The sequence below is a fragment of the Streptomyces sp. NPDC059037 genome (assembly GCF_042740015.1).
Lineage (GTDB): Bacteria > Actinomycetota > Actinomycetes > Streptomycetales > Streptomycetaceae > Streptomyces.
In genome coordinates this window covers 9434-31434 of record NZ_JBHYIG010000086.1, presented here as the reverse complement: position 1 = coordinate 31434, position 22001 = coordinate 9434, and the positions used below count along the sequence as shown (strand labels likewise).

The window sequence follows — 22001 nt, the reverse complement described above, 5'->3', positions numbered from 1 at the left end:
GTAGAGCAGGCGTTTGTCGTACAACCCCGGACCGCACATCGCAGCCTTCTTGAAAGCGAAGGCCGCGGGCCCCGACGCCCCCCCCCCCACCACAACAACACCCAACCACAAAAAACCCCCCCCCCCCCCCTCTTCTCTTTCCGGGGGCGGGCGACTCTCCTTTCGGGGGCGGGCAACCTGATCGGCGGCCCATCGCGTTCCACGGATATGGGAGACCGAGGAGAACGGCGGGGATGCGATGCGAGGTGGCGACTTCGAGTTCGAGGAGTTCGTCGCCGCCAGTGGGCCGCGGCTGCTGCGGATGGCGTGGCTGCTCACGGGCGACGCGCATCTCGCGGAGGACCTGCTGCAGACGGCGCTCGCGAAGGTCTGGCCGAAGTGGCGGCGGATCGGCCAGGAGCATCCGGAGGCGTACGTACGCAAGATCCTCGTCAACACCCACACCTCGTGGTGGCGCCGGCACTGGCGGGCGGAGGTCCCGCACGGCGAACTGCCCGAGCGGGCGGGCGAGTGGGACGCGTACGAGGGCGTGGACCTGGAGCAGTCGCTCGCCGCTGCGGTGCGGCGGCTGCCGCCGAGGCAGCGGGCGGTGGTGGTCCTTCGCTACTTCGAGGACCTCGGCGTGGACGAGACGGCCGGAATCCTCGGCTGCACTCCGGGCACGGTGAAGAGCCAGTCGGCGAAGGCGCTGCGCACGCTGCGTGCCGCGCTGCCGGCGAGGGAGGCGAACCGCTGTGAGTGAGGACGCTCCTGACGTCCATGACTCGTACGACGAGGACGCCCATGACGCGTACGACGAGGACACCCATGACGCGTACGACGAGGAACGCGAACTGCGGGTGTTCCTGGAGCGTGCGGTGCCGCGTCCGCAGGCGCCTGCCTCGCGCCTCGCCCGCGTGCGCGAGCGTGCCGCGCGCAGCCGCAGGCGCAGGATCGCGGCGGGGGCTGCGGTTTCGGTGGCGGGGCTCGCCCTGGCCGGGGTGCTGGTGCCGCAGGCGCTGCGGCCGTCGGCCGACCCGGAGGTGGTGCCTCCGGCGGCGACACCGCCGAGCCGCCACGCCTCGGGTGAACGGGACGTCACCTACCGGGAGTTGGGAGGTGGCCTGACCCTGCGCTTCCCGGCGGACTGGCAGGCGCTTGCGGTCCCCGCGGACGACAGGACGAAGAGCCCGCCGTTCGGCTTCGCCGGCACCCAGCGGCTCACCCCGTACAAGCAGCCGTGCAAGCCCGATGAGCCGGGCGGCTGGTGCAACCCGCTGGACCGCATCGACCCGGAGGACGGCGCGCTGCTCGTACTGCGGACCGAGAAGGAGGGCGGCCTCGACAAGAGGGCGATGAATCCACCCCGGTTCACGAGTGGGACCTTGCGGAAGTCCTGTGCGCTGGCGGGGGGAGGGATCAGCTTCACGGCGGTGCTCGAATCCCCGGAGCCGGGGCGAGTGATCGTGGCGAACCTGTGCCTGGCCCCGGGCGACTCGAAGCCCCGCCTGGCCGAGGCGAACCGGATCATCGGGTCGGCGCATTTCGGCTCGGAGGGCTCACCGCCGGCAACGGCCCCGGCAAAGAACTGACGCTCACCGGACACCAACCCCGCCCGTAACGCCCCCCCCCGCACCCTTGTTTTCGCGCGACATCGACATCCCAGGAGACCCGTATGCCGTCTTCCAGACGCCCCCACGCTGCGGCGTACCCCACCGCGTACGCCGCCGCAGGCGCGGCACTCACCCTGCTGCTCACCGCCTGCGGGACCGGCGCGCAGGCTGGCGGGCGCCAGAGCGGTGAGGCGGTGAAGGTCAGCGAGGCGCCCCGGACGAGCCGCGTGACCCCCGAACGGCCCCGCGAGATCCCGGCGTTGGGGCCGAAGACCCGATCCCGCATACCCCGCTCCTCGACCCAGGCCCTGGTCGTGACGGGCGATGCCCCCGACGCGAACCGCGCGACGGCGGTGCTCTACTCGCGCAAGTCCCCTTCCGATGCGGCCGGTTGGCGCCCGGTGACCGACCCCTGGCCCGCGCACAACGGCTTGCGCGGCTGGACATCACGCCACGTGCAGGGCGACCGCAAATCCCCCGTCGGCGTCTACGGCCTGACCGACGCGGGCGGCCTCCTCCCGGACCCCGGAACCCGCTTCCCCTACGACCAGGGCCCGGCCTTCACCGCGCGCGGCACGGGCTTCAAGGGCGAGCCGCTGACCGGCTCCTTCGACTACGTCATCGCCATCAACTACAACCGCGAGCCGGGCAGGACCCCGCTGGACTGGACGCGCCCGCTGGGTGCGGGCCGGGGCGGCGGCATCTGGCTGCACGTGGACCACGGGGGCCCGACGCAAGGCTGTGTGTCGCTGCCGAAGGCGCGGATGAAGGAACTGCTGCGCAGCCTGGACCCGGCACGGAAGCCGGTGGTCGTGATGGGGGACGCGGGGGCGCTGGGCGCGTAGGCGTGGGAGCGGTCCCGCATCGCCGCCACTGACAACGGCTGCCGGGATACTTCTCAGGCGGCAGGTGTCCGTGAGGCGTGGGCTTCGGCCTCGGCCCATTCGGTGACAAGGCGTTCGTACACCAGGCGCTCGTCGGGGCGGAGCCGGCCGCCCGCGTGCAGCCAGAGCGCACGGATCTCCTCGTTGACCTCGTCGGCGGTGCGTCGCCGGTCGGGGGAGGGAGTCGTGGCCATACCGTGAAGCCTACGTAGGAAAATGTGAAGACGGCGTCAAGTCGGGCTGCCTCCCCGCATGACTTAGATCACCCTGAGTCCCCGCGCGAGCTCAGCGCGTGGCTCAAACGCGTCACTTCCCCTCGGGTACGAGCCAGGGCTCCTGCGGCAGCGGACTGCCGGTCTCCAGCAGGGACTTGAGGTTGGAGAGGACCGCGGGCCAGCCGGAACCGACGTCCTTGAGGTCCTGCTCGCTGGCGAGGTTCTCGTGGGTGACGGTGAGGCGGACGATGCCGCCGTGCGGCTGGATGTCGAAGGTGACGCGGGAGGGCTCGGTGTCGCGGTCGTTCGGGTCGCCCCAGGTGGTGACGAGCCGCGTGGGCGGCACGCTCTCCACGACGGTGCCGACGACGTCGTCGATCCCCGATCCGTCGATACGCCGGTGGGCCCAGCCGGACCCGGCCTTCCACTCCCCGTCGGAGACGTTGCTGTGCCCCCAGTAGGCGGCGGTCAGGTCGGCGTCGGTGAGGGCGTGCCAGACCTTGTCAGGGGTGCTTTCGATGTACGTGACGTACACGTACGAGGGCTTGGTGCTGGTGCTTTCGCTGCTCATGGTGGCGTCCTCCGCCTGTCGCTTGATCGCGCCCAGTGCCCGCAGCCGGGGCTGCTCGAACCGGTCGATCCACCGCTCCTGGATCTCATGGAGCGGCACGGGATTGAGGTAGTGGAGCTTTTCGCGGCCGCGGCGGACGGTGCTGACGAGGTTGGCGGCCTCCAGGATCCCCAGATGCTGGGTGGCCGACTGCCGAGTCATCTCGACGCGCTCGCACAACTCGCCCAGCGTCTGCCCGTTCTGCTCGCGCAGCAGGTCGAGCAGGTGGCGCCGGGTGCGGTCGGCGAGGGCCTTGAAAACCTTGTCGAGGTCGGGGCCCGCGCCGTCCGCGGTCGTCTGTTGGCTCACATCTCCATCATGCAGGCAAATGCCTGCATGTCAATCGCGGGCGGCTGCGAACAGCTCCTCCGCGCCGCTGACGACGAAGGCGAGGGCGAACCAGTCGTGGAGGACGTCAAGGTCTGTGCAGGCGGTGATCCGCTCACGGGTGCGGGCAAGGGTGGGGATGCCGCGTGCTTCGAGCGTGCAGAGGATGTTGACGGCCCGCTCCTCGACCCGCCCAGCCTGGATGCCTCGGAGGTAGGGGCCCTCGGCGAGGCTGCCGGGGTCGAAGTCGAGGCCGCTCCGGAGGGGGTGATAGCCGTCTTGGTCGAGGTAATAGCCGGCCAGGAGGGCTCCCCGGTCCGGCCCGTCTCTCTCCGCATCGGTCTCGTCCTCCTCCGTGAACAACTCTGCTGCCTCGTGGACGGCGAACGCTTTTCCTAAGAAGCGGTCGAGGATGCGGAGGCTGGTGCAGGCGCGGATCCGCTCACGGGTTTCGTCCTCCGTAGGGATGCCCCGCCACTTCAGCACGCGCAGCACGGCCGAACCCCGCTCGTCGAACCGGCCGACCGCCACGCCGCGGAGGAAGTTCTCCTCCGACATGACCCCTCGGCCGGGGAAGTAGGTGCCGATGATGCCTCCCATGATCAGCACCATGTGCTACTCGCTCTGGTCTGCTGCCTCGGCGAACAGGGCGTCGGCGTCGGTGACCTTCAGGGCGCGACCGAACCAGCGGTCGAGGGTGTCCAGGTCGGTGCAGGTGGTGACCCGTTCGCGGGCGTCGTCCGGGGTCGGGATCCCACGCAGTTCCAGGAGCGACAGAATCGCCTCGGCCTTGCCCTTGGCCTCGCCCTCGGCGATCCCGTCCTCCTTGCCTTCGAGGTACTTCTCCTCGGCGAGGGTTCCCTGTCCGGGGAAGTAGATGTCCGCGGCCATAAAGATCAAGTCCTTCCAAGCGGCTCTGGCCGGGATGTCTCCCAGGCCTGCGTCAACCAGTTGCCAGTAGTGGTCGAACGTCTTCCTGTTTCCGGTCGATCCCAGAGCAGTGACCAGCGCCTCCAGTATGGCCTTGTGGCCAGGACTGCGCCCGTGCGTCACGGCGGAGAAGGCAGCGAAGGTGAAGTCCTGCGCGATCTCTTCAGGGTCGGTGATCATCGGTACGTTGCCGGGGCCGACGACCATGGGGTGCACGCTGAGGGCGGTCCAGTCGCTCAGGCCCATCCGGAAGGGGCCCATGGCCCAGGCGGATGTGGCCTTGTCCTGGCACACGACAAGCAGCAGGGCCGGGATGTTGTACTTCGAGTGGAGATACGAAAGGTAGTACCCCCAACTCGCGGCCTTGTCCGGGTCTCGGCGCATCTGGGCCTCGATGGCCAGGAGGAACGCGCTGCCGTCCGGCGCGCTGATACGGAGCAGGGTGTCGATCCAGCGCTCAAGAGGTCGGGTCTCGGTCACGTCCGGCGTGATCACCTCGACGGATGGCTTCTCGGGAAGCGGTACGCCCAGGATCCGGAATACCGGCGTCAGCAGCTCCGGCTGCTGCTGGAAGATCCGGTGCGAGACCTCGTGTTGCGATGTGACCATGTGCGGAACCTAGGTGGATCAAGGACCGGGTGTCCCGGCCGGTGGAATGGGATCACTCTTTCGAGTGCGGACGAAACGTTCACGCCGCCTCGGTCAGCTCGCACCAGATGAACTTGCCGTTGCTGTCGGGCAGTTGGGCCGGTCCCAGGGCGTACCAGCCCCACTCGTCCGCACAGTCCCGCACCAGGGCGAGGCCGCGGCTGGCCTCTGCGAGGGCGGGTGCCGGGGGCGTCGGTGCCGGTGGCGTGGGGTCCGCGTCCCACACTCCGATGCGGAGTACGCCCCGTGCCCACCGGATGCGGAGGGCCGCCGGGCCCTTCGTGTGCTGCACGGCGTTCGCGACCAGCTCGGTCGCTACGAGTTCCGCGACTTCGGAGAGGTGGGGGCGGCCGTGCAGGGTGAGGATCAAGCGGAGGGTGCGGCGGCAGATCGTGACGGCGCGGAGGTCGTTGGGGATGTGGAGGCTGTACTCCCAGGGTTGGGGGCTGCCTTCGTTTTCGGGTACGTCGGGCATGGGGGAACTCCGGTGCGTGCGGAGGGAGTCGGCGTACGTGGCGATCTGCGGGCGGTGGCTGTGCCGCCCGCGCCATGGCAGGGCGGGGCGGTGCGCTTCCGGGGTCCCGGGGATCGCTACGGGTGGTCGACGCATTACTGACGGTAGGGCTTAATATTTCCCCCGTGCAAGTCGTTCGCGTAATCTGACCCCCGAACGGGGCATCTCAACCCCGGTTGACAGCAACGTTGTTGGGGCTAGGAGCTGTATGCCTGCGAGGATTCAGCCGACTGTTCGGCAGGTGCGTCTGGGGGTCGAACTGCGCAAGCTGCGGGAAGCGGCAGGTCTGTCGTCCCGGGAGGCAGCCGGGCTACTGGGCGTGAACCCGGTGCAGATGAGCCAGTTCGAGGCGGGGAACGCCGGAATCAATGCGGTACGGGTGCGCAGGCTGGCGGCCCACTATGCCTGCGTGGACGCCGGGTTGATCGAGGCGCTGGTCGAGATGGCGACGGATCGTACACGTGGGTGGTGGGAGGCGTACCGAGGTGTGCTGCCGCCGGTGTTCCTGGACCTGGCGGAGCTGGAGCACCACGCGACGTTCATCGAGGAGATCTCCACTGCGCACGTGCCCGGGATGCTTCAGACCGAGGAGTACGCCCGTGCGGTGTTCGCCTTCTGGCGGCCGGAGCTTCCCGCGAGCGAGCTGGAGCCACGAGTTGAGCACCGCATGCGCCGCAAGCGAGTCCTGGACGGGACGCCGTACACGGTCGTCCTGCATGAGCCTGCCCTGCGGACCCGAGTTGCGGACCGGCGCGCGGCGCGCGAGCAACTGGTGGCGATCCTGGACCGCTTGGACTCCCCGGGTGTCACCGTCCGTGTGATCCCGCTGGACGTGGACGGGTTCGCCGGGGCGAGCGCGGAGGTGCTGTACGCGGGTGGCGGGGTCCCTGTCCTGGACACTGCTCAGCTGGACAGTCCGCAAGGCCCGGTCTTCATGGATGCCACTGCTCAGCTGCAGTCCATGCGAACGCTCTTTCGTAAGGTGGAGGGGATGTCCCTTGAGCCCGGGCGCTCACGGGACTTCATCCACCGCCTGGCGAAGGAGCTGTGAGACGTGATCCAGTGGCAGAAGTCGTCTTTCTCCAGCGGAAGCGACGGCAGCAACTGTGTTGAACTGGCCGCCACCGACACCACGTTGCTCCTCCGCGAGAGCGACGACCCCACCCGAATACTGGCCCCCACCCGGACCGGGCTCGCCGCCCTCCTGCGTCAGATTCGCGCGGCCGAGCGCCCGTGAAGGACGCGGCCTCGCGTAAATCGACGTAACGCAAACACCCGTAGCCCTCACCCGGCCCTCGAAGCGACGAGCCGCGGCCACTCCCGGCCCGCCTGCGCCGGTGCTCACGTCGTGATCAGACGGCTGTCGCGGACGCCCCCTTCCGCATCACCTCCACCGCCCGGCTGAAGCTGTCCGCCCCGTGTCCGGCGTCCACCACGCGCCGGAAGATGTCGCGGACCGCCTCCGGGAACGCGGTGTCCACGCCCGCGTCGGCCGCCGTGTGGACGACGTGTTCCATGCTGGCCAGGCCCATCGAGGTGCGGTCCACGTCGCCTGCGTGGTTGCCGGCGTCGATGCGGGGTGCGTAGAAGTCGATGAAGTGGCTCATGCCCGCGAAGTTCTCGGCGGCGTAAGGGGCGATCTCCGCCGCCGTGATGCCGTGTGCGGCGGCCACGGCGACGGTCTGCCAGTAGGCGATCATCGCCGGCCAGAAGATGACCATGTTGAGCTGGTACATCAGCGCGGCCAGGCCCGGGTCCTCGCCTCGGTAGTCCGACTTGCCGGTGATGACTTCGAGCGCGGCGCGGTGCGTGTCGTACGCCTCGCGCGGGCCGCTGTAGAACGTCGACGCGTCCGGGGTGCCGATCAGGGGCGGCGGTGACAGGACGCCGCCGGTGAGGTGCGTCCCGCCGTGCTCCGTCACCCAGCGGGCGCCCGCCCGCGCCTTCTCCGGAGTGTCCGAGCTGAGGTTCACGAACACCCGGCCCGCGACGGCGTCCTTGGCCTGATCGATTACGCCGTACATCGCGTCGTAGTCGATCAGGCTGAGGATCACCAACTCATTGGCGGAGATGGCCTGTTCGGGGGTCTCGGCGAGGGTGGCGCCACGCTCTACGAGGGCGTCGGCGCGGGACGGGGTGCGGTTCCAGAGGGTGACGCGGTAGCCGCGGTCGAGGTAGGCGGCGGCCATGGCCTGGCCCATGGGGCCAAGACCGATGACGGTTACGGAGTGTGCGGTGGAAGGCATTAGTCGACTCCATGTAGTTACTAGAACGATCGCTCTATCTAGCGCGTGGGGAAAACGTAGCATGCGGCTAGAACGAACGCTCTACTTAATGGTGGGTAAGGTGAGGCCATGTCCCCCATGCCCCAGAGCAGCTCGGCCCTCAGCACCCGCGACCGGATCGTGTCCGTCTCCGCACGCCTCATCCAGCGGCAGGGCTATGTGGGCACCGGCATCAAGCAGATCGCCAAGGAGGCGGAGGCGACGCTCGGCTCCGTGTACCACTTCTTCCCCGGCGGCAAGGAAGCCGTCGCGGTGGCCGCGATCAAGTACAGCGACGAGGAGTTCGCGGCGGTGCTGCGGGACGCGCTGGCGCGCGAGGCGGACCCGGCGGCGGCGATCGAGGCCTGTGCGGTCGAACTGGCGGTGGGGCTGCGGGAGTCGGGTTGGGTGGACGGCTGCCCCGTCACGGCCGCCGCCCTGGAGACGCTCGGCACGGACTCGGAGATCCAGCAGGTGTGCGCGGCCGCGCTGCGGGGGTGGGAGGCCATCGTCGAGGAGAAGCTCCTCGGGGCGGGCTTCGCGGCGGCGGACGCCCGGGAAGTGGCGACCACGGTGATCAGTGCCCTGGAGGGCGCGGAGGTGACGGCACAGGTCGCCCGCAGCCAGGAGCCGCTGCGGGCGGCGGGGCGGCAGTTGGCCCGGCTTGTGGGGTCTTACGGGGGGTGAGGCGCGCCGCCCGGTTTCAGTAGGCGGTCAGGCGGGGCCATACGTCCGGGGCCGTGAGGACGTCGAGGGTGCTGGGGTCGGCGTGCAGCAGGGCCGGGAGCGCGGTGATCCAGTCGCTGTGGTGGACGGCCAGGGCGGCGGCCTTGGTTGCCTGGTCAGGGGGTAGGGCGAGGGCCAGCGCGGAGCAGGCCGTTGCGGTGGCTCGGGGGGACGAGGGGCAGGACAGGGCGAGGGCTTCGGCCCGGACGGTTTCGCCGGACTCGGCGAGGGCTTCGACCAGGCCGGAAAGAGCGCTGCCTTCGTCATCGACCACGTTCCGATGGTCGCGTACGTAGGCTTCGGCGCGGTCGCTGTGGCCGGTGGCGACCATGGCCCGTGTCAGCCGCGCGAACTCGTCGTAGGACTCGTACGAGCCGATGAGCTCGGCCAGGTCCAGCATGTCGGTCGTGGTCTCGTGGTCGGCGAGGGCGTGCGCGGCACGGGCGATGGCCGCGTACGCGTCGCAGCTTGCCGGGGGCGTTCTGTCCGCCCTCGCCGTCGCCATGAGTTCTTCGTGAAGGTCCAGGGCCCACTCCATCTGGTCGTCCAGCGCGAGGCCTTCGACGATCTCGGCCAGCGCCTCCAGACGGAGATTCGCGTCGGACGTGTCGCTCCAGGGCAGGGCGAGTGCGAGGTCGAACTGCCCCTTCCGGGAGTGGTACTTGGCCAGCTCGCAGTGGGCGCGATCTCGGTTCAGCTCTTTGGCGAGACCGGGGACCAGCGCCTGGGCGAGACGCGGCTGTCCCAGAGCCGCCAACTGCCGGATGACGGCCAGCAGCGGGTGGTCCGTGTCGCTCCTGCGCAGGGCGGGGGGCGTCGTCCCGAGCGCCCGCTCGACCTGACCGGCGGCCGTCAGCGCCTGGGCCACGGCGGCGTACTGGACGCTGATGCGAGGAGACAGGAGCGGGGCGGTGAGTAGGGGCGGCAGCCTCTCCTCGACGCCGTGGAGGAGAGCAAGCGCCTGTTCGCCGTGACCCGCCACGGCGAGGGTGGTGGCCACGGTGGCCCGTTCGCGGAGTTCGCCGAGCAAGGGAGCGGCGTCGCGGTAGCCGGACTCGGCCTGAGTGAGGACCGCTTCGGCCTCCTCGGCGCGGCCCTCGGTCGCGAGGTCCCGTGCGACCGCGGCAAGACCCACGGCCCGCCAGGTCCATTCGGGGATGGTGCCCGCCAGGCTCCGCGCGGCGTCGGGCCGCCCGACGGCGAGCAGGACCTTGCACTGCCAGGCCAGCTCCACCGGCTCCGGGGCGGCTCCGTCCAAGGGTTCGGCCAGATCGAGCGCGAGGCCGTGCTGACCGGCGGCGGCCAGGGCCAGGGCCACGGAGCCGAGGGTCTCGCGCTTGACGATGAGCCGGCGGGCCGTGCGTACGGCGTCTTCGTGACGTTCCTGGTCTATCAGGGCCTGGCAGAGGCCTTGGACCAGCATGCCGCCGAACGCACCGGGTGCCGAGTCCTCGATCAGCCGCAGGGCGCGCTCCCATTGCCCGGCTCGGGCCATGGCTACGGCCACGGCGATCCACGCGCGGTCATAGGGAGTGGAGGAGCGGACCAGGGCCTCGGCGTCGGCGTAGTGGCGCGTGGCGATCAGGACCCGGCAGACGCCCTGCAGATCCGGGACGGCCTGGTCGGAAAGTTGTGCGCGGGCGGCGGCAGTGATGACGGTGCCATCCGCGGTGCCGGCCGGCAGCGCGAGCGCCAGCGCGCCCTTGACGTCCCGGCGCTCGGCGAGCACCAGGGCGATCTCCATACGGGCGGAGAGTTCGGCGAGCCCCATCTCGCGCCAGCCGGGCGGAGCCCCGTCCCCGAGCCCCTCGGCGAATGCCAGGCCACGGCTGTACTCGCCCAGCTCCGCGTACGCCCTGGCGATCTTCCGCAGCGCGGCGACGGAGGGGAGGTGGGGCTCGCCTTCGCGCGCCACCGCATCCGCCTTGCGGAAGATCTGGTGGGCCCGCTTCCGTGCACCGCCCTTTGCCGCGGCGACGGCCGCCGTGAGCAGCCCCAGCGCACATACATGGCGATTCTGGATCGCATCGGCGAACTTCTCGGCCAGGTCATGCCCGCCGCGTTCCGCCAGTGCGGCCGTGACCGGCTGAACAATGCTCTCCAGTACGGCGTCCGAGTCGATCGTGGCTGTGAGGGCCGCCGCATGCTCCACCTCGCCCCAGGCCAGCCATGTCTCCACGACAGCCGTGAAATGCCACGGTTCGGCGACCTGCGATCCGGTCCCCTTCCGCTGCGGCCCCGGCCGGCGGATCGCGGCCTCCGCACGCCGCAGCATCTCGGCGGCACGCTCCCCGTCTCCCCGTCCGCGCAACGCCTTGGCGACCCCGATCAGGGCGTGGACCTGATCCGCGAGCCCCGGAATGCTGCGCGCGAGCGCCTCGGCACGATCCGCGTACCCCAACGCGGCCCACGCCTCCGGAAGTTCGCCCGGGATCCCCGCGTTGCGCCGCCGCAGGATGTCCCGCTGCAGGGCAAGCCGCACCACGTCCGCCAGCGGTTGCCCACCCCCCTCCACGATGGCCTCCTCGCCCGCGCGGATCTCCGCGAGCGTGGCCACATCGCCGCCCGTGTCGCCGTACAGCCGCTCGTGCCGGGCCGGGTCCGTGGCGAGGGCGACGAGGCGGGGGACGTCCCCGTGCTCCCGCAGCATCGCGAAGTAGCCGCGCAGCAGATAGGGCGGCGTCTCCGGGGGCCACCCGCGCTCTCGGTACTCGTCGGCCCACCTGTGCAGCCGCTCCCGGTACCCCTTGAGCGCCGCCTCGCCGATCAACTTCCCTGCCTGGAGGTGCAGTTCCTGGTGGGCGAGGAGGCAGGCCCCCTCACGCACCTCAAAGGTGCGGCCCGATGCCGTACGCAGCATCTCCTGGAGTTGAAAGGGCACGGAGCCGGTCAGATGCGCGAGGTCGTCGATGCTCAGCCCGCCGCCGGCCGCGGTGAGCAGCCCCAACGCATCGAGGTGATGACCACCGGCCCGAAAGAGCCGCCCCAGCTCCTGCTCGGCCCGGCTACGTACGGTCCCGGCCCACGATGAGGGCTCCAACTGACGTACGACACCAGCCATACGCAGCGGATGATCGTCCGGTACATCCCCTGGTACCGGCGGATTCGGCCGCCCCGCGACGACAACCCGAAGCTCCTCGTGCGGAACCCGCGCCACCAGCCCCGCCACGCTATGGGCGTCGGGCCCGTCCGTGACGCCCCGGTCCTCGTCGAGCCCGTCCACGATCAGCACGAGCCGCTCGCCCCGCCCCCGGCACTCCCTCGCGGCCCGCCCGAAGAGCCGCAGCAGATGTGCCTCCCGGGTGGCCTCCGTCAGCTGTGGCGGTACGGGCTCGCCCACCAGTTCGGCCAGTTGTTCAAGCACGACCTCCACAAAGGCGCCCCGGTCGTTCTGAGCGGCCAGCCGTGCGGTGATGAAGAACGGTACGACGCGGACGCCCTCCGGCGGATGCAGCGCGAACCACGCCAGGAGTGCGCTTTTCCCGGCCCAGGGACCGGCCCGCCACCAGGCGAAGGGGCGCTCGCCCGTGCCCTTGCAGAAGGCGGCAAGCTCCTCCAACTCAGTCTCACGATCGTGAAGTTGGGTGGGGGCGATGTTCCGTACGTGCTCCCAGTACGCGGAGTGCGCGGGCTGCTGCCGTGGTCCGGCGGAGTCGCCGTAGATGGTGACCGGCCCGTTGAAGTCCCGCCCTTGGACGACGATGCCTTGCCGCCCGCCGGAGACGGAGTTCTCGACATCGCCGAGCTCACCGGCATCACGGGCGCCGCTCACAAGTCCTCCCAGTCCACGGGGCGTTGGTGGGACCAGGGTAAGTCGGGTGGGCCGCCAAGAGGGCGGGCACACCCCGCCCATTACTTGCTTGTGCAAGCAGATACCGTCACCGCATGAGTGGACGCATACCGGCGGATACGGGCGACGCCGACAAGTTCGTGAGTGACGACGAGGACGACCGGTGGTGCATGGCCGTCCGGCTTCTGGGGCGTATCGAGCGGCAGTTGGACGTCACCCTGCAGCGGCGCCACGGCCTCCCGCTGTCCGACTATCGCGCCCTGTGCGCCCTCGGCAAGGCCGATTCCAGTGGCTGCATGCGCATGGGGGAACTGGCCGACCGCATCGGCCTGAAGGACAGCACCGTGACCCGGCTCCTCGCCCGCCTGGAGGCGCAGGACCTCGCGGAGCGCGTGGCCGGGCGGGGCGACGGGCGGGCCGTGAGTGCGGCGCTCACCGAGGCGGGGCGGGCACGGTACGCCGAGGCCACGCCCACCTACCGGGCCGCGCTCGCCACCGAGTTGGACGCGGCCCGCCGCAATGTCCACCTAGCAGATCTCGCCACCTGGATACGAGGGAGCTTCGCGTGACGGAACCCAGTGCGACGACGACAACGACCAAGGCCATCACGCATTACGAGACGCTGCTGGCCGAGCACTTCTCCTGGATGCTCGGCGGCGACATCCCGGCGGCGGCCGCCCAGCAGACCGAGCTGCTCCGCGGCCTCGGGGTCACCCCGGCCGGGAACGGGGCAACCGCCGTGGACCTGGGCTGCGGCCCCGGCACGCAGAGCCTGGCCTTGGCGGCGCTCGGGTTCGACCCGGTCATGGCCGTGGACACCAGTGCGGAGCTGCTGGCTGAACTGGCCGCGCACGTAAAGGAATCGGGCGCCGGAGTCCGCCCCGTCCACGCCGATCTACGCACCGCTCTGCGGGAATTCACCGAGCCGGGCACGGTATCGGCGGTCGTCTGCATGGGCGACACCCTCACGCACCTCCCGACCCGGGCCGACGTGACCGCGCTGCTCGCCGACGCGGCCGTAGCGCTCACCGAGGGCGGCCACCTGGTGATCACCTACCGCGACCTCACCGCACCGCTGCACGGCACGGACCGCTTCTTCCCGGTCCGCGCGACCGAGGACAAGCTCCTGACCTGCCTCGTCGAGTACGCGGACGAGGAGACCGCCACGGTCCACGATCTGCTGCACACGCGAGAGGGCGGGACTTGGCAACTACGAACCGGCAGCTACCCCAAGCTGCGGATCGCGACGCAGTGGCTGGAGTCCCACTGCCACGAGGCCGGCCTCACCGTACGGAGCAGCGAGATGGGCCAGCGGGGGATGCGGGTGCTGCACGCGGTGCGAGGTGGTGACTGAGGGGCTATCGCTCGGTTGCCTTGAGGGCGCGGAGGAGATGGGCCAAGGCTGCGGTGGCGGGGATGAGTTCGGTGGCGGGGTCGTCGCTTTCGCGGAGGTGGATGTGGTTGCTGGTGCTGGCCAGTTCGACGCAGTTGTTGCCGTCCCCGCCGCCGGAGAATGACGACTTCTGCCAGGTCTTGAGGGCGGTCATGGCTTGCCTCACAGTTCCTTCGCCAACTGGTGGATGAGGTCCCGCGAACGACCGGGCTCGAGGGATCCCTCTTTCACCTTACGGAAGAGCGTTCGAAAGTGGTCCAGTTGGGCCTCGGAATCGATGAACGCGGCGCCGTACGGAGCGTCTCGCAATACGGTGTCGAGCCGGGGAATGGGCCCGCCCACATGCATCATGGCGCTGCCGGCGCCCGCGAAGCCATCCAGGTCGAACGGGATGACACGCACCGTCACGCGCTGCGCCTCTGACAGTTCGAGGATCTGCCCAAGCTGGGTTCGTGATGCCCTGCGGTCGCTGACCCTGATGCGCAGGGCGGACTCATGGATGACCGCCTCATACTCGACGGGGTCGTCTCCTTCGAGGATTGCGCGGCGCTTCATTCGGTGGTCGATGCGTGGCTCAAGTTCGCTGACCGGAAACTCGGGATTGGTGTACGCGAAGACGGAGCGCGCGTAGTCCTCGGTCTGCAACAGCCCAGGAACGTGCAGGAGTTCCACGTCACGCCGGAACGTCGCATGGTGCTCCAGCTCGGCCAGATCCAAGAATGAAGCGGGCAGGACCCCTCGATAGTCCTCCCACCAGCCGCGCGTACGGTCGTTGGCCGTGATCACCAGCGCATCGATCAAGGCATCGTTGGCGCAGGCGTAGTGGGCGGCGAGCCGTCGCACCCGCTCCTCGCTCACGCCCGCGACGCCGGACTCGATCTGACTCATCTGCGCGGAGTCGGTGCCGATCAGGGAAGCGCTCTCCCGGGCCTTGAGGCCTGCTGCCTCCCGTAGCTTGCACAACTCAGTGCCCAGACGTGCTTGCCGCGCAGTCGGCTGTCGTCTCCTCGGCATTGGTTGCTCCTTGCCTCAACTCCCGTGGAACGGTGACCCGTTCGGGGGTCAGGCTACGGCAAGAGCTTGCGAGGGCCCAACGTTGGACCCTACTGTCAGTGATGCGTCGCAAACGCTGCGAGACCGGGACCCCGGAAGCGCACCACCCCGTCATGCCGTGACGGCGGTGACATGCCACCGCCCTGCACCCGCCGCGTCCCGCCAACTCCCTCACGCTCCACCGCCTGTCCCAACTCACGGACCTGGCCGAGCTGTTGGCGACGGAGCTCGTATCCAATGCCGTACGCCACACCAACGGCCCCGCCACTCTCCGCCTCCGCTACTCCGACGGAGTCCTCTGCATCGGGGTGTGGGACGCCGACCCCACGCCACCGGCCCCGCCCCTGCGCACCGCCGACGTGGACGCCGAGCAGGGGCGGGGCCTGGATCTCGTACGGGCCTGCGCCGACGGCTGGGGCTGGTACCCGGTGGCCACGGACTCCGGCAAGTACGTCTGGTGCGAACTTTGCGCCGCGTAAGTCGTTGATCACGCCGAAAAGGAAGGAGAACCGATGGTCAGCCCGTCACACGAAGCACTGCACCGGATCTTCCAGAAGGACGCCGGTCTGCTGGTCCGATCTCTCCAACGTCTGTTCCACATTCCGTTTCCGGAGCCCCGGGAAATCATGGCCCTTGATGTGGACCTCACGGAGATCGAACCGATCGAGCGCCGCTGCGACACCCTGTTAAGGGTGGACACCGATGACGGCAACTTTCTCTTCGTCATCGAGTCGCAGGGCAGGAAGGACGAGGCCAAGCACGGGAGTTGGGCCTACTACCTCTCGTATCTCTACGAGAAGTACCACTGCGAGCCGGTGCTGATCGTCGTGACCCAGAGCGCGGCAACGGCCCGCTGGGCCGCGAAGCCCATCCAGTTCGGGCTGCCGGGTTGGCCTTCGCTCACCGTGCGTCCACTGGTCCTGGGACCGGAGAACGTGCCGGTGATCGCGGACCGCCATGAGGCCGAGCGCGATGTCCCCCTTGCGGTGTTCTCGGCGATTACGCATGGAAGAGGGCCGGGTGCCGCCGCCATACTGGGAGGACTGGCTGAGGCTTTGAAGACCATCGACCCCGAGGCGGCGGGTTCGTTCGCACAGCTCACCCGGTCCGGTCTGGTGGACCCCCGGGCGAAGGAGATCTGGGAGGAACTGATGACGGCGACAAAGTACTTCTTCGACCACCGGTTCGCGGAGGAAGCACGGGAAGAGGGTCGGGAACAGGGTCGGGAAGAGGTCAGGGCGCTGTTGGCCGAGGAGCGGGCCAAGAGCATCCTCCGCACCGTCGACTTGCGCGGCATCGAGCTGTCGGAAGAGGACCGGGAGCGCGTGCGGTCCTGTGATGACCTGGACCGGCTGGCGGTGTGGCTCGACCGTTCCTACGAGGTGACCGACGTGGCCGACCTCTTCGGTGCCGTCGACGGCGACGAAGCCTGACGGCTGGTTGGCGTTAGGCGAAAGTCCCGGCGGCACACCGCATTTCATGGGGCGCCGGCGGGACTTTGGAAGCTGTTTCAACTGGCGAGTCGGCGGTGGCGGATGAGGGTGCAGGCGATGCTGGTGAAGGCAAGGAAACGGTCGGCTTCGCGCTCGTAGCGGCGGTGCAACCGGCGGCAACCGGCGAGCCACGCCATGGTGCGCTCGACATGGTGCGCTCGACGGGGTTCGGACCTGTCAGTTTCCCCCCTTCATGGCCCGCATGCTCATCGAGTCGATCGCGCACCGCGACCAGTCCAGAACTCCGCGCGACCCGAGTTCGTCCAGAACCAGGCGGTGGAATTCGGCCCAGATCCGTGTTCGTCTCCATTCGGTGAAGCGTCGGGGATCTGTTTGTCCAGAGGGTCCGAAACCCGGCGGCAACTGCCGCCACGTACAGCGGTTGGATCGGCGGCGTCATCAACATCGAAGTGGAAGAAGAGGACGAGCCATCTGGTCAGCTACGCGGGCTCTCCTCGCCCCGGTGCTGTAGCCGGAAACCGGCGGAGAGCCGGCAGGCGGCCGATGAGTCTCCACGAGTTGCATTGAGGATCGGCTGAACGGTCGCCGCTGGAAGGAAGCCCCTCGCGGTGTTCGACCGACGAGCGGCCGGACCTCGCACGACCGCCCTGCCAAGGCCCCTGCTCAGTCAGTCCCTTCAAAGGAACTGCACCAACTCCCGTTTGTTTCCTGTCTAGTTGGTCAATTACCGTACAGCGTATGTTTTTTCTGAAGCCAGGCGGTCGCCGTCGGGGGCGGAGTGCAGCGGTGCTGGTCGCGCTGTCTTCGTTGGCGGCATTGTTATCGGGCACTCAACTGGCGCTCGCCGACCGGAAGGTGACGCCCGTCGCGGACGCGGGTAAACCGTTCCAGAGCAGGGAGCCGTCCGGCTTCGTCCTCCACCCGCGGGAGATACCGGGTGTGGACGAGGGGCAGACGGCGCGGTCGGTGATCGAGGGGGCCGAGGCGTCGGGTGCCGTCACGCGAGTCTCCCCGCTGAGCGTCGCCCAGTCGAAGCAGCACGTCGGACGGTCCCTGTGTCACACGACCGGCATCAACGGCACGTTCAAGTACAACGGGTTCTGCTGGGACGAGACGGATGACAAGACCAGCGCCTATGCCAGGGGCTGGCATCCGCAGGGCTTCACCGCCTCGCACGACGCGGACGCGAGCGGCACGGTCGACGGCCACCACCTGTACATGGCGAGCTGGTACTACGGCGTAGGGAGCGGCGACAACGACCGTGCCAAGAAGGCCCGTATCTCCATCCTCAACTCGACCGGCAAGGAGCGGACTTACGGGCACGTCCTGCTCGTCAGGCCCACCGGCAGCCGGGCCAAGCCCAATTTCACGACGGTCGACGACGTCCACGCCGACGCCATGGTCTGGTACGGGAACAGGCTGTTCGTGGCCAACGGCGGCGAACTGCAGGTCTACGACCTCAGCCACCTGTGGAAGGTGAACACCATCACCAACTGGTCGGGCATCGACGGCGGCACGTCCGCGGCCGAGCACCACCAGTGGGCCCTGCCCATGGTCGCCCGCTACTCGAACCGCACCAAGGCCGAGCAGGACGGGGCTCCGGAGGACAAGCGCTCCAACATGAACTGCGACGGAGCCGTCGCCTGCCTGAACTCCATGAGTCTGGACCGCAGCACGTCGCCGCCCAGCTTGATCTCCGGACGCTACGGGAACGCCGAACGCACCGCCCCCGTGGACGTGATCCGCTGGCCGCTCGAACGTCTCGGGGAAGGCGGCACGTCCTCCGTCAAGGCGACGGCCGCCTACAGCGCTCCCGTCCACGGCCTGCAGGGCGTGGCCACGGATGGCGATTACTTCTACATGTCGGCCATGTGCGACACGGGGTACAGGAAGGTCACCGACCCCACGAACGAGGATGCCTACTACTGCATCTGGCAGGCCAAGCCGAACGGCAAGGTGTCGATCCTCACTCGCACGTCGCCCCTCACCCAGAACCTGTCCTACGCGCACTCCTCGGGGCGCCTGTGGGGCATGAACGAGAAGACCGGCCGGCGCGTCGTCTTCTCCCTGCAGCCGCGGCGGGGCGACAACTACCAGTTCCTGTACAACGACTACAGCAAGCTGTGCGCGGGCGTCGGCAGCAGGACCGACGACAGCAAGCCGGTCATCCAGTGGGGCTGCAACAACGTGGAGGACGAGCGCTGGAAGCTGGAGAAGAGCGACGAGCGCTGGGTGTTGGAGAAGACCAAGGACAACAACGGCAACCCCGCCTACGTCATCCAGAACACGTACTCCGGCAAGTGCATCGGCACCGGCAACAGCCTCGCCAACGGCGAGGGCGTGATCCAGTACGCCTGCAACGGCGCGGTTGACGAGAAGTGGTGGTACAACCAGGACACCCACGAGCTGCGGAACGTGTACTCGGGCAAGTGCCTGGCCCTGGGCTCCGCCGCGACGAAGGGCAGCCAGCTCATCCAGTGGACCTGCAACGGAGCGAAGGACGAGCGCTGGAGCATCTCCAGGACCGCCCCCAAGGCGTGACCTGAACACCCGTCTCGCCGAACCGTAGCTCCTGTCGGCGATTTCGCCTTGGACAAGGCCCGTTGAGGGTGACCCCGCGTCACTCCCGGCGGGCCTTGCGCGTATCCGCCCGTCCTGGGAGTGGTCGTGTGGATGTGCATTGGTATGTACCAATGACGTAGGGTCCGGGACGCCCTGCGGCGCATAGCCGTCGTACGGCCATGTATCCCAACCAAAGCGAAAGAACCGAGTGAATCAGCGTATACGTACCGCCGTGCGCACTGCCGCGCTCGGCGTTGCGGCGACAGCCGTACTGCTCAGCTCGCCCGGCGTGGCATCGGCAGCCCCCGCGGACCCCGCACCCGTGGAGTCGGCGCCGGCGGCGCCGGAATCCCCGTCCGTGACTCCGGAGCCCACGAGGACACCGGAAGCCACCGGGGCCCCGAAGGCCACCAAGTCCCCGGAATCCACCGGGACTCCGGATGCCGTGCGCTCCAAAGAGGATGAAGCGGAGGAAGAGGACACCGGGAAGACCCCTGGGCCGGCCGCGGCCAAGAGCCCCGACGACGACCTGAAGGCCACCGCGGAGGAGATCGCGGAGGCCAGGGCCGCCGAGGCGTACTGGACCCCGGAGCGCATCGCGAAGGCCGTACCCGCCAATCCCGACAAGGGAGTTGACGGGGCGGGCCCGGGCGGGACGGTGACGCCGGGCGACATGCTGCGCTCCCCCTCCCACGTGGACGACAAGGGCGTCGCCACCGCCGGTGTCTTCCTCATCAACCAGGACGACGACCCGCAGTCGGACCCGGGCAGGCGGGACCAGTTCTGCTCCGCATCGTCGGTGGCCTCGCCCAACAAGTCCCTGGTGATCACCGCCGCGCACTGCCTCAACGACAACGACCGGTTCCGCAACCTCGCCTTCGCGCCGGGCTGGAAGGCGGACCCGAAGAACAAGGGCAGGGGCATCGCCCCGTACGGCATCTTCCCGATCAAGAAGGGGAAGATCTGGATCGACGGCCGCTACCTCTCCCAGGGCCCGTCGAAGGCCGATGACCTCGACTTCGCGTTCCTGAGGACGGGGCCGAACTCCAAGGGCCAGTTCCTGGAGAACGCGACGGGGATGGGCAATGAGCTCACCACGCTCCCCGCGTCCGGGAACCTGAAGCAGAAGAACGTCACCCTGATCGGCTTCCCCGGCAGCTCCAAGTCGCCGCGCGTGTGCCCCTCGACGTCCACCAAGGCGTACGCGGGCCGCTTCCTGGAGATCGCGTGCGACGGGTTCGCGCCCGGTGTCTCCGGGGGTCCCTTCCTGCGGAACTTCGATGGCAAGCGGGGAGACGTCATCGGCGTCATCGGCGGGTACAAGACCGGCGGCAAGCTGGACAACGTCTCCTACTCCTCGCAGTTCGACGCCGATGTCGTACGCCTCTACAACCAGGCCGTGAACGACTACGAGCCGGACAAGCCGTCCGGCAGCGAGGGCATGGGGGACGCGGGGCTCTGGCGCCATGCCACCGCCGCCGCCACCGGCCAGTTCCACACCTCGTCGCAGCGGACGAAGGACGGCGACCTCATAGTGAAGTGGTCCGACGGGGAGATGACCCTCTACCCGGGCGACCAGTCCCAGGGCTTCTACAGCGGGTGCCAGAAGGGCCAGCCGTGCGAGACGCGCCTGGCGAAGCCGAACAAGATGTGGGCCGACTACGCCGAGGTCGTCACCGCCGGCGACTACACGGGCTCCAACGCGTACGACCTGATGGTCAAGTGGGTCGACGGCGAGGTCACGATCTACAAGGACATCGACGAGAACACGCGGCTGCCCACCTCCACCTCCGAGCACCCGGCGAACGAGATCAAGATCGCCGAAGCGGGTTCGACGTGGAAGTACGCGAAGGGCATCGCGACGGGCAAGTACGGCGGCAACCAGTGGGCCGACGACCTGGTGGTGCGCTGGGTGGACGGCGAGGTGACCAAGTACACCAACGTCGACGGCGGCGGCTTCCACGCCGAGAAGCAGCTGCTCGCCCCGAACGCCCTCTGGAAGCAGCACGCCGACGTCATCGCGGGCGGCGACTTCGACGGGTCGGTCAACTCCGATTTCGACCTCTTCGTGCGCTGGTCGGACGGTGAACTCACCATCTACGAGGACGTCGGCGCCAAGGGGCTCGGCAAGGAGAACCAGCTCAAGGGCCCCAACGGAACGTGGAAGCACGCGCGCGTGATCGCTCCCGGCGAGTTCGGCGGGAACCTCTGGGAGGACGACGTCTTCGTGCGCTGGTCCGACGGCGAGGTGTCCGTGTACGGCAACACCCAGGCCGACGCGTTGGGGCGCGAGTACCAGCTCGTTCCCCCCGGATAGGGTCGTTTCATGCGCATACGTGACGTCCTTCCCCTCTGTGCCGCGGTGACCGCCGCGTCCTTCCTGGTCGTCGGCTGTGCCGATGGGCGGGGGGACGGGGGCGGGCCGGGGGAGAAGAGCGCATCGCCGCGGTCGTCCGAGTCGCCGGCCGCCTCGCCGACTCCGTCCGGCGACGATCGGACCTGGGAGCCGGACGACGCGCTGCGGCGTGCGGACCGGGCCCTGGACGCCTACGCCGACGACGGCACGGACGCGGAGCTCGTCGACTCCGGTACCGCGTACGTCGGTTCGGGCCTGGACAAGACCTTCAAGGCCCCCGGCGACCGGGCGTACCGGCTCGACATCACCTGTGACACGGCCGGGACCGATGAACTCACCCTGACGCTGTCCCGGGACGGCGCGGAGCAGGCCTACGGAGTGGGGTGCGGGGACCGCGAGGCGGACCAGTTCAACATTCCGCCGGGCACACCCTTCAAAGCCGGCGTCGACCCCGTGAAGGACGGCACCGGCTTGATCTCGTGGCGTCTGAACAGCATCGCCCCGGCCGATGTGGACGGGTGCGACGACGACATCGACGGGTGTGAGGACTGAGGCAGGACGAGTGAGCAGCACGAGTGAGGGGGGGGGGGGGGCGGCGGCGCGGCGGGGGCCGCCCGCACCCCCGATCTAGACCGCGCCCCGCGCCGCCGGCGCCCCGAAGCGATGACACCCCCCGCGCCCCC

At 69.2% G+C, this 22001-nt stretch carries 21 protein-coding genes and 2 pseudogenes; 13 read left to right on the top strand and 10 right to left on the bottom strand.

Annotation, left to right across the window (positions count from 1 at the left end; all coding sequences use genetic code 11):
* The first annotated feature begins 238 nt into the window (after nucleotides 1–238).
* The 3 genes from ACFWY6_RS19545 to ACFWY6_RS19535 all read left to right on the top strand — a co-directional run bounded on the left by ACFWY6_RS19545 (nucleotide 239) and on the right by ACFWY6_RS19535 (nucleotide 2437).
* Entirely contained in the window at nucleotides 239–742 is a 504-nt protein-coding gene (locus ACFWY6_RS19545) for a SigE family RNA polymerase sigma factor (RefSeq protein ID WP_384691772.1), read from the top strand.
* Nucleotides 735–1571, top strand: coding sequence for a hypothetical protein (locus ACFWY6_RS19540; RefSeq protein ID WP_384691769.1), 837 nt, complete (start codon nucleotides 735–737; stop codon nucleotides 1569–1571). Before ACFWY6_RS19545 ends, ACFWY6_RS19540 begins: the two co-directional genes overlap by 8 nt.
* A gap of 83 nt (nucleotides 1572–1654) precedes the next feature.
* Nucleotides 1655–2437: a L,D-transpeptidase family protein gene (locus ACFWY6_RS19535; protein ID WP_384691766.1), complete on the top strand. Its 783-nt coding sequence runs from the start codon at nucleotides 1655–1657 to the stop codon at nucleotides 2435–2437.
* A gap of 53 nt (nucleotides 2438–2490) precedes the next feature.
* Here the strand turns inward: ACFWY6_RS19535 and ACFWY6_RS19530 are convergent, their stop codons facing one another.
* The 5 genes from ACFWY6_RS19530 to ACFWY6_RS19510 form a co-directional block, all read right to left on the bottom strand.
* Nucleotides 2491–2670 carry a hypothetical protein gene (locus tag ACFWY6_RS19530; RefSeq protein WP_360775453.1) on the bottom strand — a complete coding sequence of 60 codons (180 nt, stop codon included), beginning with the start codon at nucleotides 2668–2670 and terminating at the stop codon, nucleotides 2491–2493.
* Nucleotides 2671–2782: 112 nt separating this feature from the next.
* A complete protein-coding gene (locus tag ACFWY6_RS19525; protein WP_384691762.1) occupies nucleotides 2783–3610 on the bottom strand; it encodes an ArsR/SmtB family transcription factor in 828 nt (275 codons plus the stop codon).
* A gap of 30 nt (nucleotides 3611–3640) precedes the next feature.
* Nucleotides 3641–4228 carry a hypothetical protein gene (locus ACFWY6_RS19520; protein WP_384691759.1) on the bottom strand — a complete coding sequence of 196 codons (588 nt, stop codon included), beginning with the start codon at nucleotides 4226–4228 and terminating at the stop codon, nucleotides 3641–3643.
* Between the two features lie 15 nt (nucleotides 4229–4243).
* Entirely contained in the window at nucleotides 4244–5167 is a 924-nt protein-coding gene (locus ACFWY6_RS19515) for a hypothetical protein (RefSeq protein ID WP_384691756.1), read from the bottom strand.
* 79 nt (nucleotides 5168–5246) lie between these two features.
* Nucleotides 5247–5681, bottom strand: coding sequence for an ATP-binding protein (locus ACFWY6_RS19510; protein WP_384691753.1), 435 nt, complete (start codon nucleotides 5679–5681; stop codon nucleotides 5247–5249).
* Between the two features lie 247 nt (nucleotides 5682–5928).
* Between ACFWY6_RS19510 and ACFWY6_RS19505 the strand changes: the two genes are divergently transcribed.
* Together ACFWY6_RS19505 and ACFWY6_RS19500 are read left to right on the top strand one after the other, a co-directional pair.
* The gene (locus ACFWY6_RS19505; RefSeq protein ID WP_384691750.1) at nucleotides 5929–6771 is read left to right on the top strand and encodes a Scr1 family TA system antitoxin-like transcriptional regulator; all 843 of its coding nucleotides are present in this window, start codon (nucleotides 5929–5931) and stop codon (nucleotides 6769–6771) included.
* Between the two features lie 3 nt (nucleotides 6772–6774).
* A complete protein-coding gene (locus ACFWY6_RS19500; protein WP_384691748.1) occupies nucleotides 6775–6957 on the top strand; it encodes a DUF397 domain-containing protein in 183 nt (60 codons plus the stop codon).
* 115 nt (nucleotides 6958–7072) lie between these two features.
* On the opposite strand, the gene ACFWY6_RS19495 is transcribed toward ACFWY6_RS19500, so the two are convergent.
* On the bottom strand, nucleotides 7073–7966 hold the full coding sequence (locus ACFWY6_RS19495; protein ID WP_384691745.1) for an NAD(P)-dependent oxidoreductase: 894 nt from the start codon (nucleotides 7964–7966) through the stop codon (nucleotides 7073–7075).
* Nucleotides 7967–8074: 108 nt separating this feature from the next.
* Here ACFWY6_RS19495 and ACFWY6_RS19490 point away from each other — a divergent pair, with 108 nt between their 5' ends.
* Nucleotides 8075–8671 carry a TetR/AcrR family transcriptional regulator gene (locus ACFWY6_RS19490; RefSeq protein WP_384691741.1) on the top strand — a complete coding sequence of 199 codons (597 nt, stop codon included), beginning with the start codon at nucleotides 8075–8077 and terminating at the stop codon, nucleotides 8669–8671.
* A 16-nt stretch (nucleotides 8672–8687) separates the two neighbouring features.
* Here the strand turns inward: ACFWY6_RS19490 and ACFWY6_RS19485 are convergent, their stop codons facing one another.
* Nucleotides 8688–12482 carry a hypothetical protein gene (locus ACFWY6_RS19485; protein ID WP_384691739.1) on the bottom strand — a complete coding sequence of 1265 codons (3795 nt, stop codon included), beginning with the start codon at nucleotides 12480–12482 and terminating at the stop codon, nucleotides 8688–8690.
* A gap of 113 nt (nucleotides 12483–12595) precedes the next feature.
* Between ACFWY6_RS19485 and ACFWY6_RS19480 the strand changes: the two genes are divergently transcribed.
* Both ACFWY6_RS19480 and ACFWY6_RS19475 read left to right on the top strand, forming a co-directional pair.
* Nucleotides 12596–13069 carry a MarR family winged helix-turn-helix transcriptional regulator gene (locus tag ACFWY6_RS19480; protein ID WP_384691737.1) on the top strand — a complete coding sequence of 158 codons (474 nt, stop codon included), beginning with the start codon at nucleotides 12596–12598 and terminating at the stop codon, nucleotides 13067–13069.
* A complete protein-coding gene (locus ACFWY6_RS19475) occupies nucleotides 13066–13854 on the top strand; it encodes a class I SAM-dependent methyltransferase (RefSeq protein WP_384691734.1) in 789 nt (262 codons plus the stop codon). Before ACFWY6_RS19480 ends, ACFWY6_RS19475 begins: the two co-directional genes overlap by 4 nt.
* 4 nt (nucleotides 13855–13858) lie before the next feature.
* Here the strand turns inward: ACFWY6_RS19475 and ACFWY6_RS19470 are convergent, their stop codons facing one another.
* Together ACFWY6_RS19470 and ACFWY6_RS19465 are read right to left on the bottom strand one after the other, a co-directional pair.
* Nucleotides 13859–14047, bottom strand: coding sequence for a DUF397 domain-containing protein (locus ACFWY6_RS19470; protein WP_384691731.1), 189 nt, complete (start codon nucleotides 14045–14047; stop codon nucleotides 13859–13861).
* Nucleotides 14048–14055: 8 nt separating this feature from the next.
* Nucleotides 14056–14907 carry a helix-turn-helix domain-containing protein gene (locus tag ACFWY6_RS19465; RefSeq protein ID WP_384691728.1) on the bottom strand — a complete coding sequence of 284 codons (852 nt, stop codon included), beginning with the start codon at nucleotides 14905–14907 and terminating at the stop codon, nucleotides 14056–14058.
* Between the two features lie 209 nt (nucleotides 14908–15116).
* On the opposite strand from ACFWY6_RS19465, the pseudogene ACFWY6_RS19460 reads away from it, so the two are divergent.
* A pseudogene (locus ACFWY6_RS19460) lies at nucleotides 15117–15425 on the top strand (ATP-binding protein); the annotation flags it as partial.
* A 33-nt stretch (nucleotides 15426–15458) separates the two neighbouring features.
* The gene (locus tag ACFWY6_RS19455; RefSeq protein WP_384691726.1) at nucleotides 15459–16379 is read left to right on the top strand and encodes a hypothetical protein; all 921 of its coding nucleotides are present in this window, start codon (nucleotides 15459–15461) and stop codon (nucleotides 16377–16379) included.
* 77 nt (nucleotides 16380–16456) lie between these two features.
* Here the strand turns inward: ACFWY6_RS19455 and ACFWY6_RS19450 are convergent.
* Nucleotides 16457–16817, bottom strand: a pseudogene (locus tag ACFWY6_RS19450) (hypothetical protein); the annotation flags it as partial.
* Nucleotides 16818–17186: 369 nt separating this feature from the next.
* Here ACFWY6_RS19450 and ACFWY6_RS19445 point away from each other — a divergent pair.
* The 3 genes from ACFWY6_RS19445 to ACFWY6_RS19435 all read left to right on the top strand — a co-directional run bounded on the left by ACFWY6_RS19445 (nucleotide 17187) and on the right by ACFWY6_RS19435 (nucleotide 21870).
* Nucleotides 17187–18941 carry an RICIN domain-containing protein gene (locus ACFWY6_RS19445; RefSeq protein WP_384691724.1) on the top strand — a complete coding sequence of 585 codons (1755 nt, stop codon included), beginning with the start codon at nucleotides 17187–17189 and terminating at the stop codon, nucleotides 18939–18941.
* A gap of 253 nt (nucleotides 18942–19194) precedes the next feature.
* The gene (locus ACFWY6_RS19440) at nucleotides 19195–21279 is read left to right on the top strand and encodes a trypsin-like peptidase domain-containing protein (protein WP_384691721.1); all 2085 of its coding nucleotides are present in this window, start codon (nucleotides 19195–19197) and stop codon (nucleotides 21277–21279) included.
* A gap of 9 nt (nucleotides 21280–21288) precedes the next feature.
* Complete coding sequence (locus ACFWY6_RS19435) at nucleotides 21289–21870, top strand: hypothetical protein (protein WP_384691719.1); 582 nt, start codon at nucleotides 21289–21291, stop codon at nucleotides 21868–21870.
* Nucleotides 21871–22001 lie beyond the last annotated feature (131 nt).

Excerpts from the sequence above, each read along its gene's own strand:
- ACFWY6_RS19545 (WP_384691772.1), top strand. The coding sequence starts at position 239 with ATGCGAGGTGGCGACTTCGAGTTCGAGGAGTTCGTCGCCGCCAGTGGG.
- ACFWY6_RS19535 (WP_384691766.1), top strand. The coding sequence starts at position 1,655 with ATGCCGTCTTCCAGACGCCCCCACGCTGCGGCGTACCCCACCGCGTAC.
- ACFWY6_RS19530 (WP_360775453.1), bottom strand. The coding sequence starts at position 2,670 with ATGGCCACGACTCCCTCCCCCGACCGGCGACGCACCGCCGACGAGGTC.
- ACFWY6_RS19520 (WP_384691759.1), bottom strand. The coding sequence starts at position 4,228 with ATGGGAGGCATCATCGGCACCTACTTCCCCGGCCGAGGGGTCATGTCG.
- ACFWY6_RS19515 (WP_384691756.1), bottom strand. The coding sequence starts at position 5,167 with ATGGTCACATCGCAACACGAGGTCTCGCACCGGATCTTCCAGCAGCAG.
- ACFWY6_RS19510 (WP_384691753.1), bottom strand. The coding sequence starts at position 5,681 with ATGCCCGACGTACCCGAAAACGAAGGCAGCCCCCAACCCTGGGAGTAC.
- ACFWY6_RS19505 (WP_384691750.1), top strand. The coding sequence starts at position 5,929 with ATGCCTGCGAGGATTCAGCCGACTGTTCGGCAGGTGCGTCTGGGGGTC.
- ACFWY6_RS19495 (WP_384691745.1), bottom strand. The coding sequence starts at position 7,966 with ATGCCTTCCACCGCACACTCCGTAACCGTCATCGGTCTTGGCCCCATG.
- ACFWY6_RS19490 (WP_384691741.1), top strand. The coding sequence starts at position 8,075 with ATGTCCCCCATGCCCCAGAGCAGCTCGGCCCTCAGCACCCGCGACCGG.
- ACFWY6_RS19480 (WP_384691737.1), top strand. The coding sequence starts at position 12,596 with ATGAGTGGACGCATACCGGCGGATACGGGCGACGCCGACAAGTTCGTG.
- ACFWY6_RS19470 (WP_384691731.1), bottom strand. The coding sequence starts at position 14,047 with ATGACCGCCCTCAAGACCTGGCAGAAGTCGTCATTCTCCGGCGGCGGG.
- ACFWY6_RS19465 (WP_384691728.1), bottom strand. The coding sequence starts at position 14,907 with ATGCCGAGGAGACGACAGCCGACTGCGCGGCAAGCACGTCTGGGCACT.
- ACFWY6_RS19455 (WP_384691726.1), top strand. The coding sequence starts at position 15,459 with ATGGTCAGCCCGTCACACGAAGCACTGCACCGGATCTTCCAGAAGGAC.
- ACFWY6_RS19435 (WP_384691719.1), top strand. The coding sequence starts at position 21,289 with ATGCGCATACGTGACGTCCTTCCCCTCTGTGCCGCGGTGACCGCCGCG.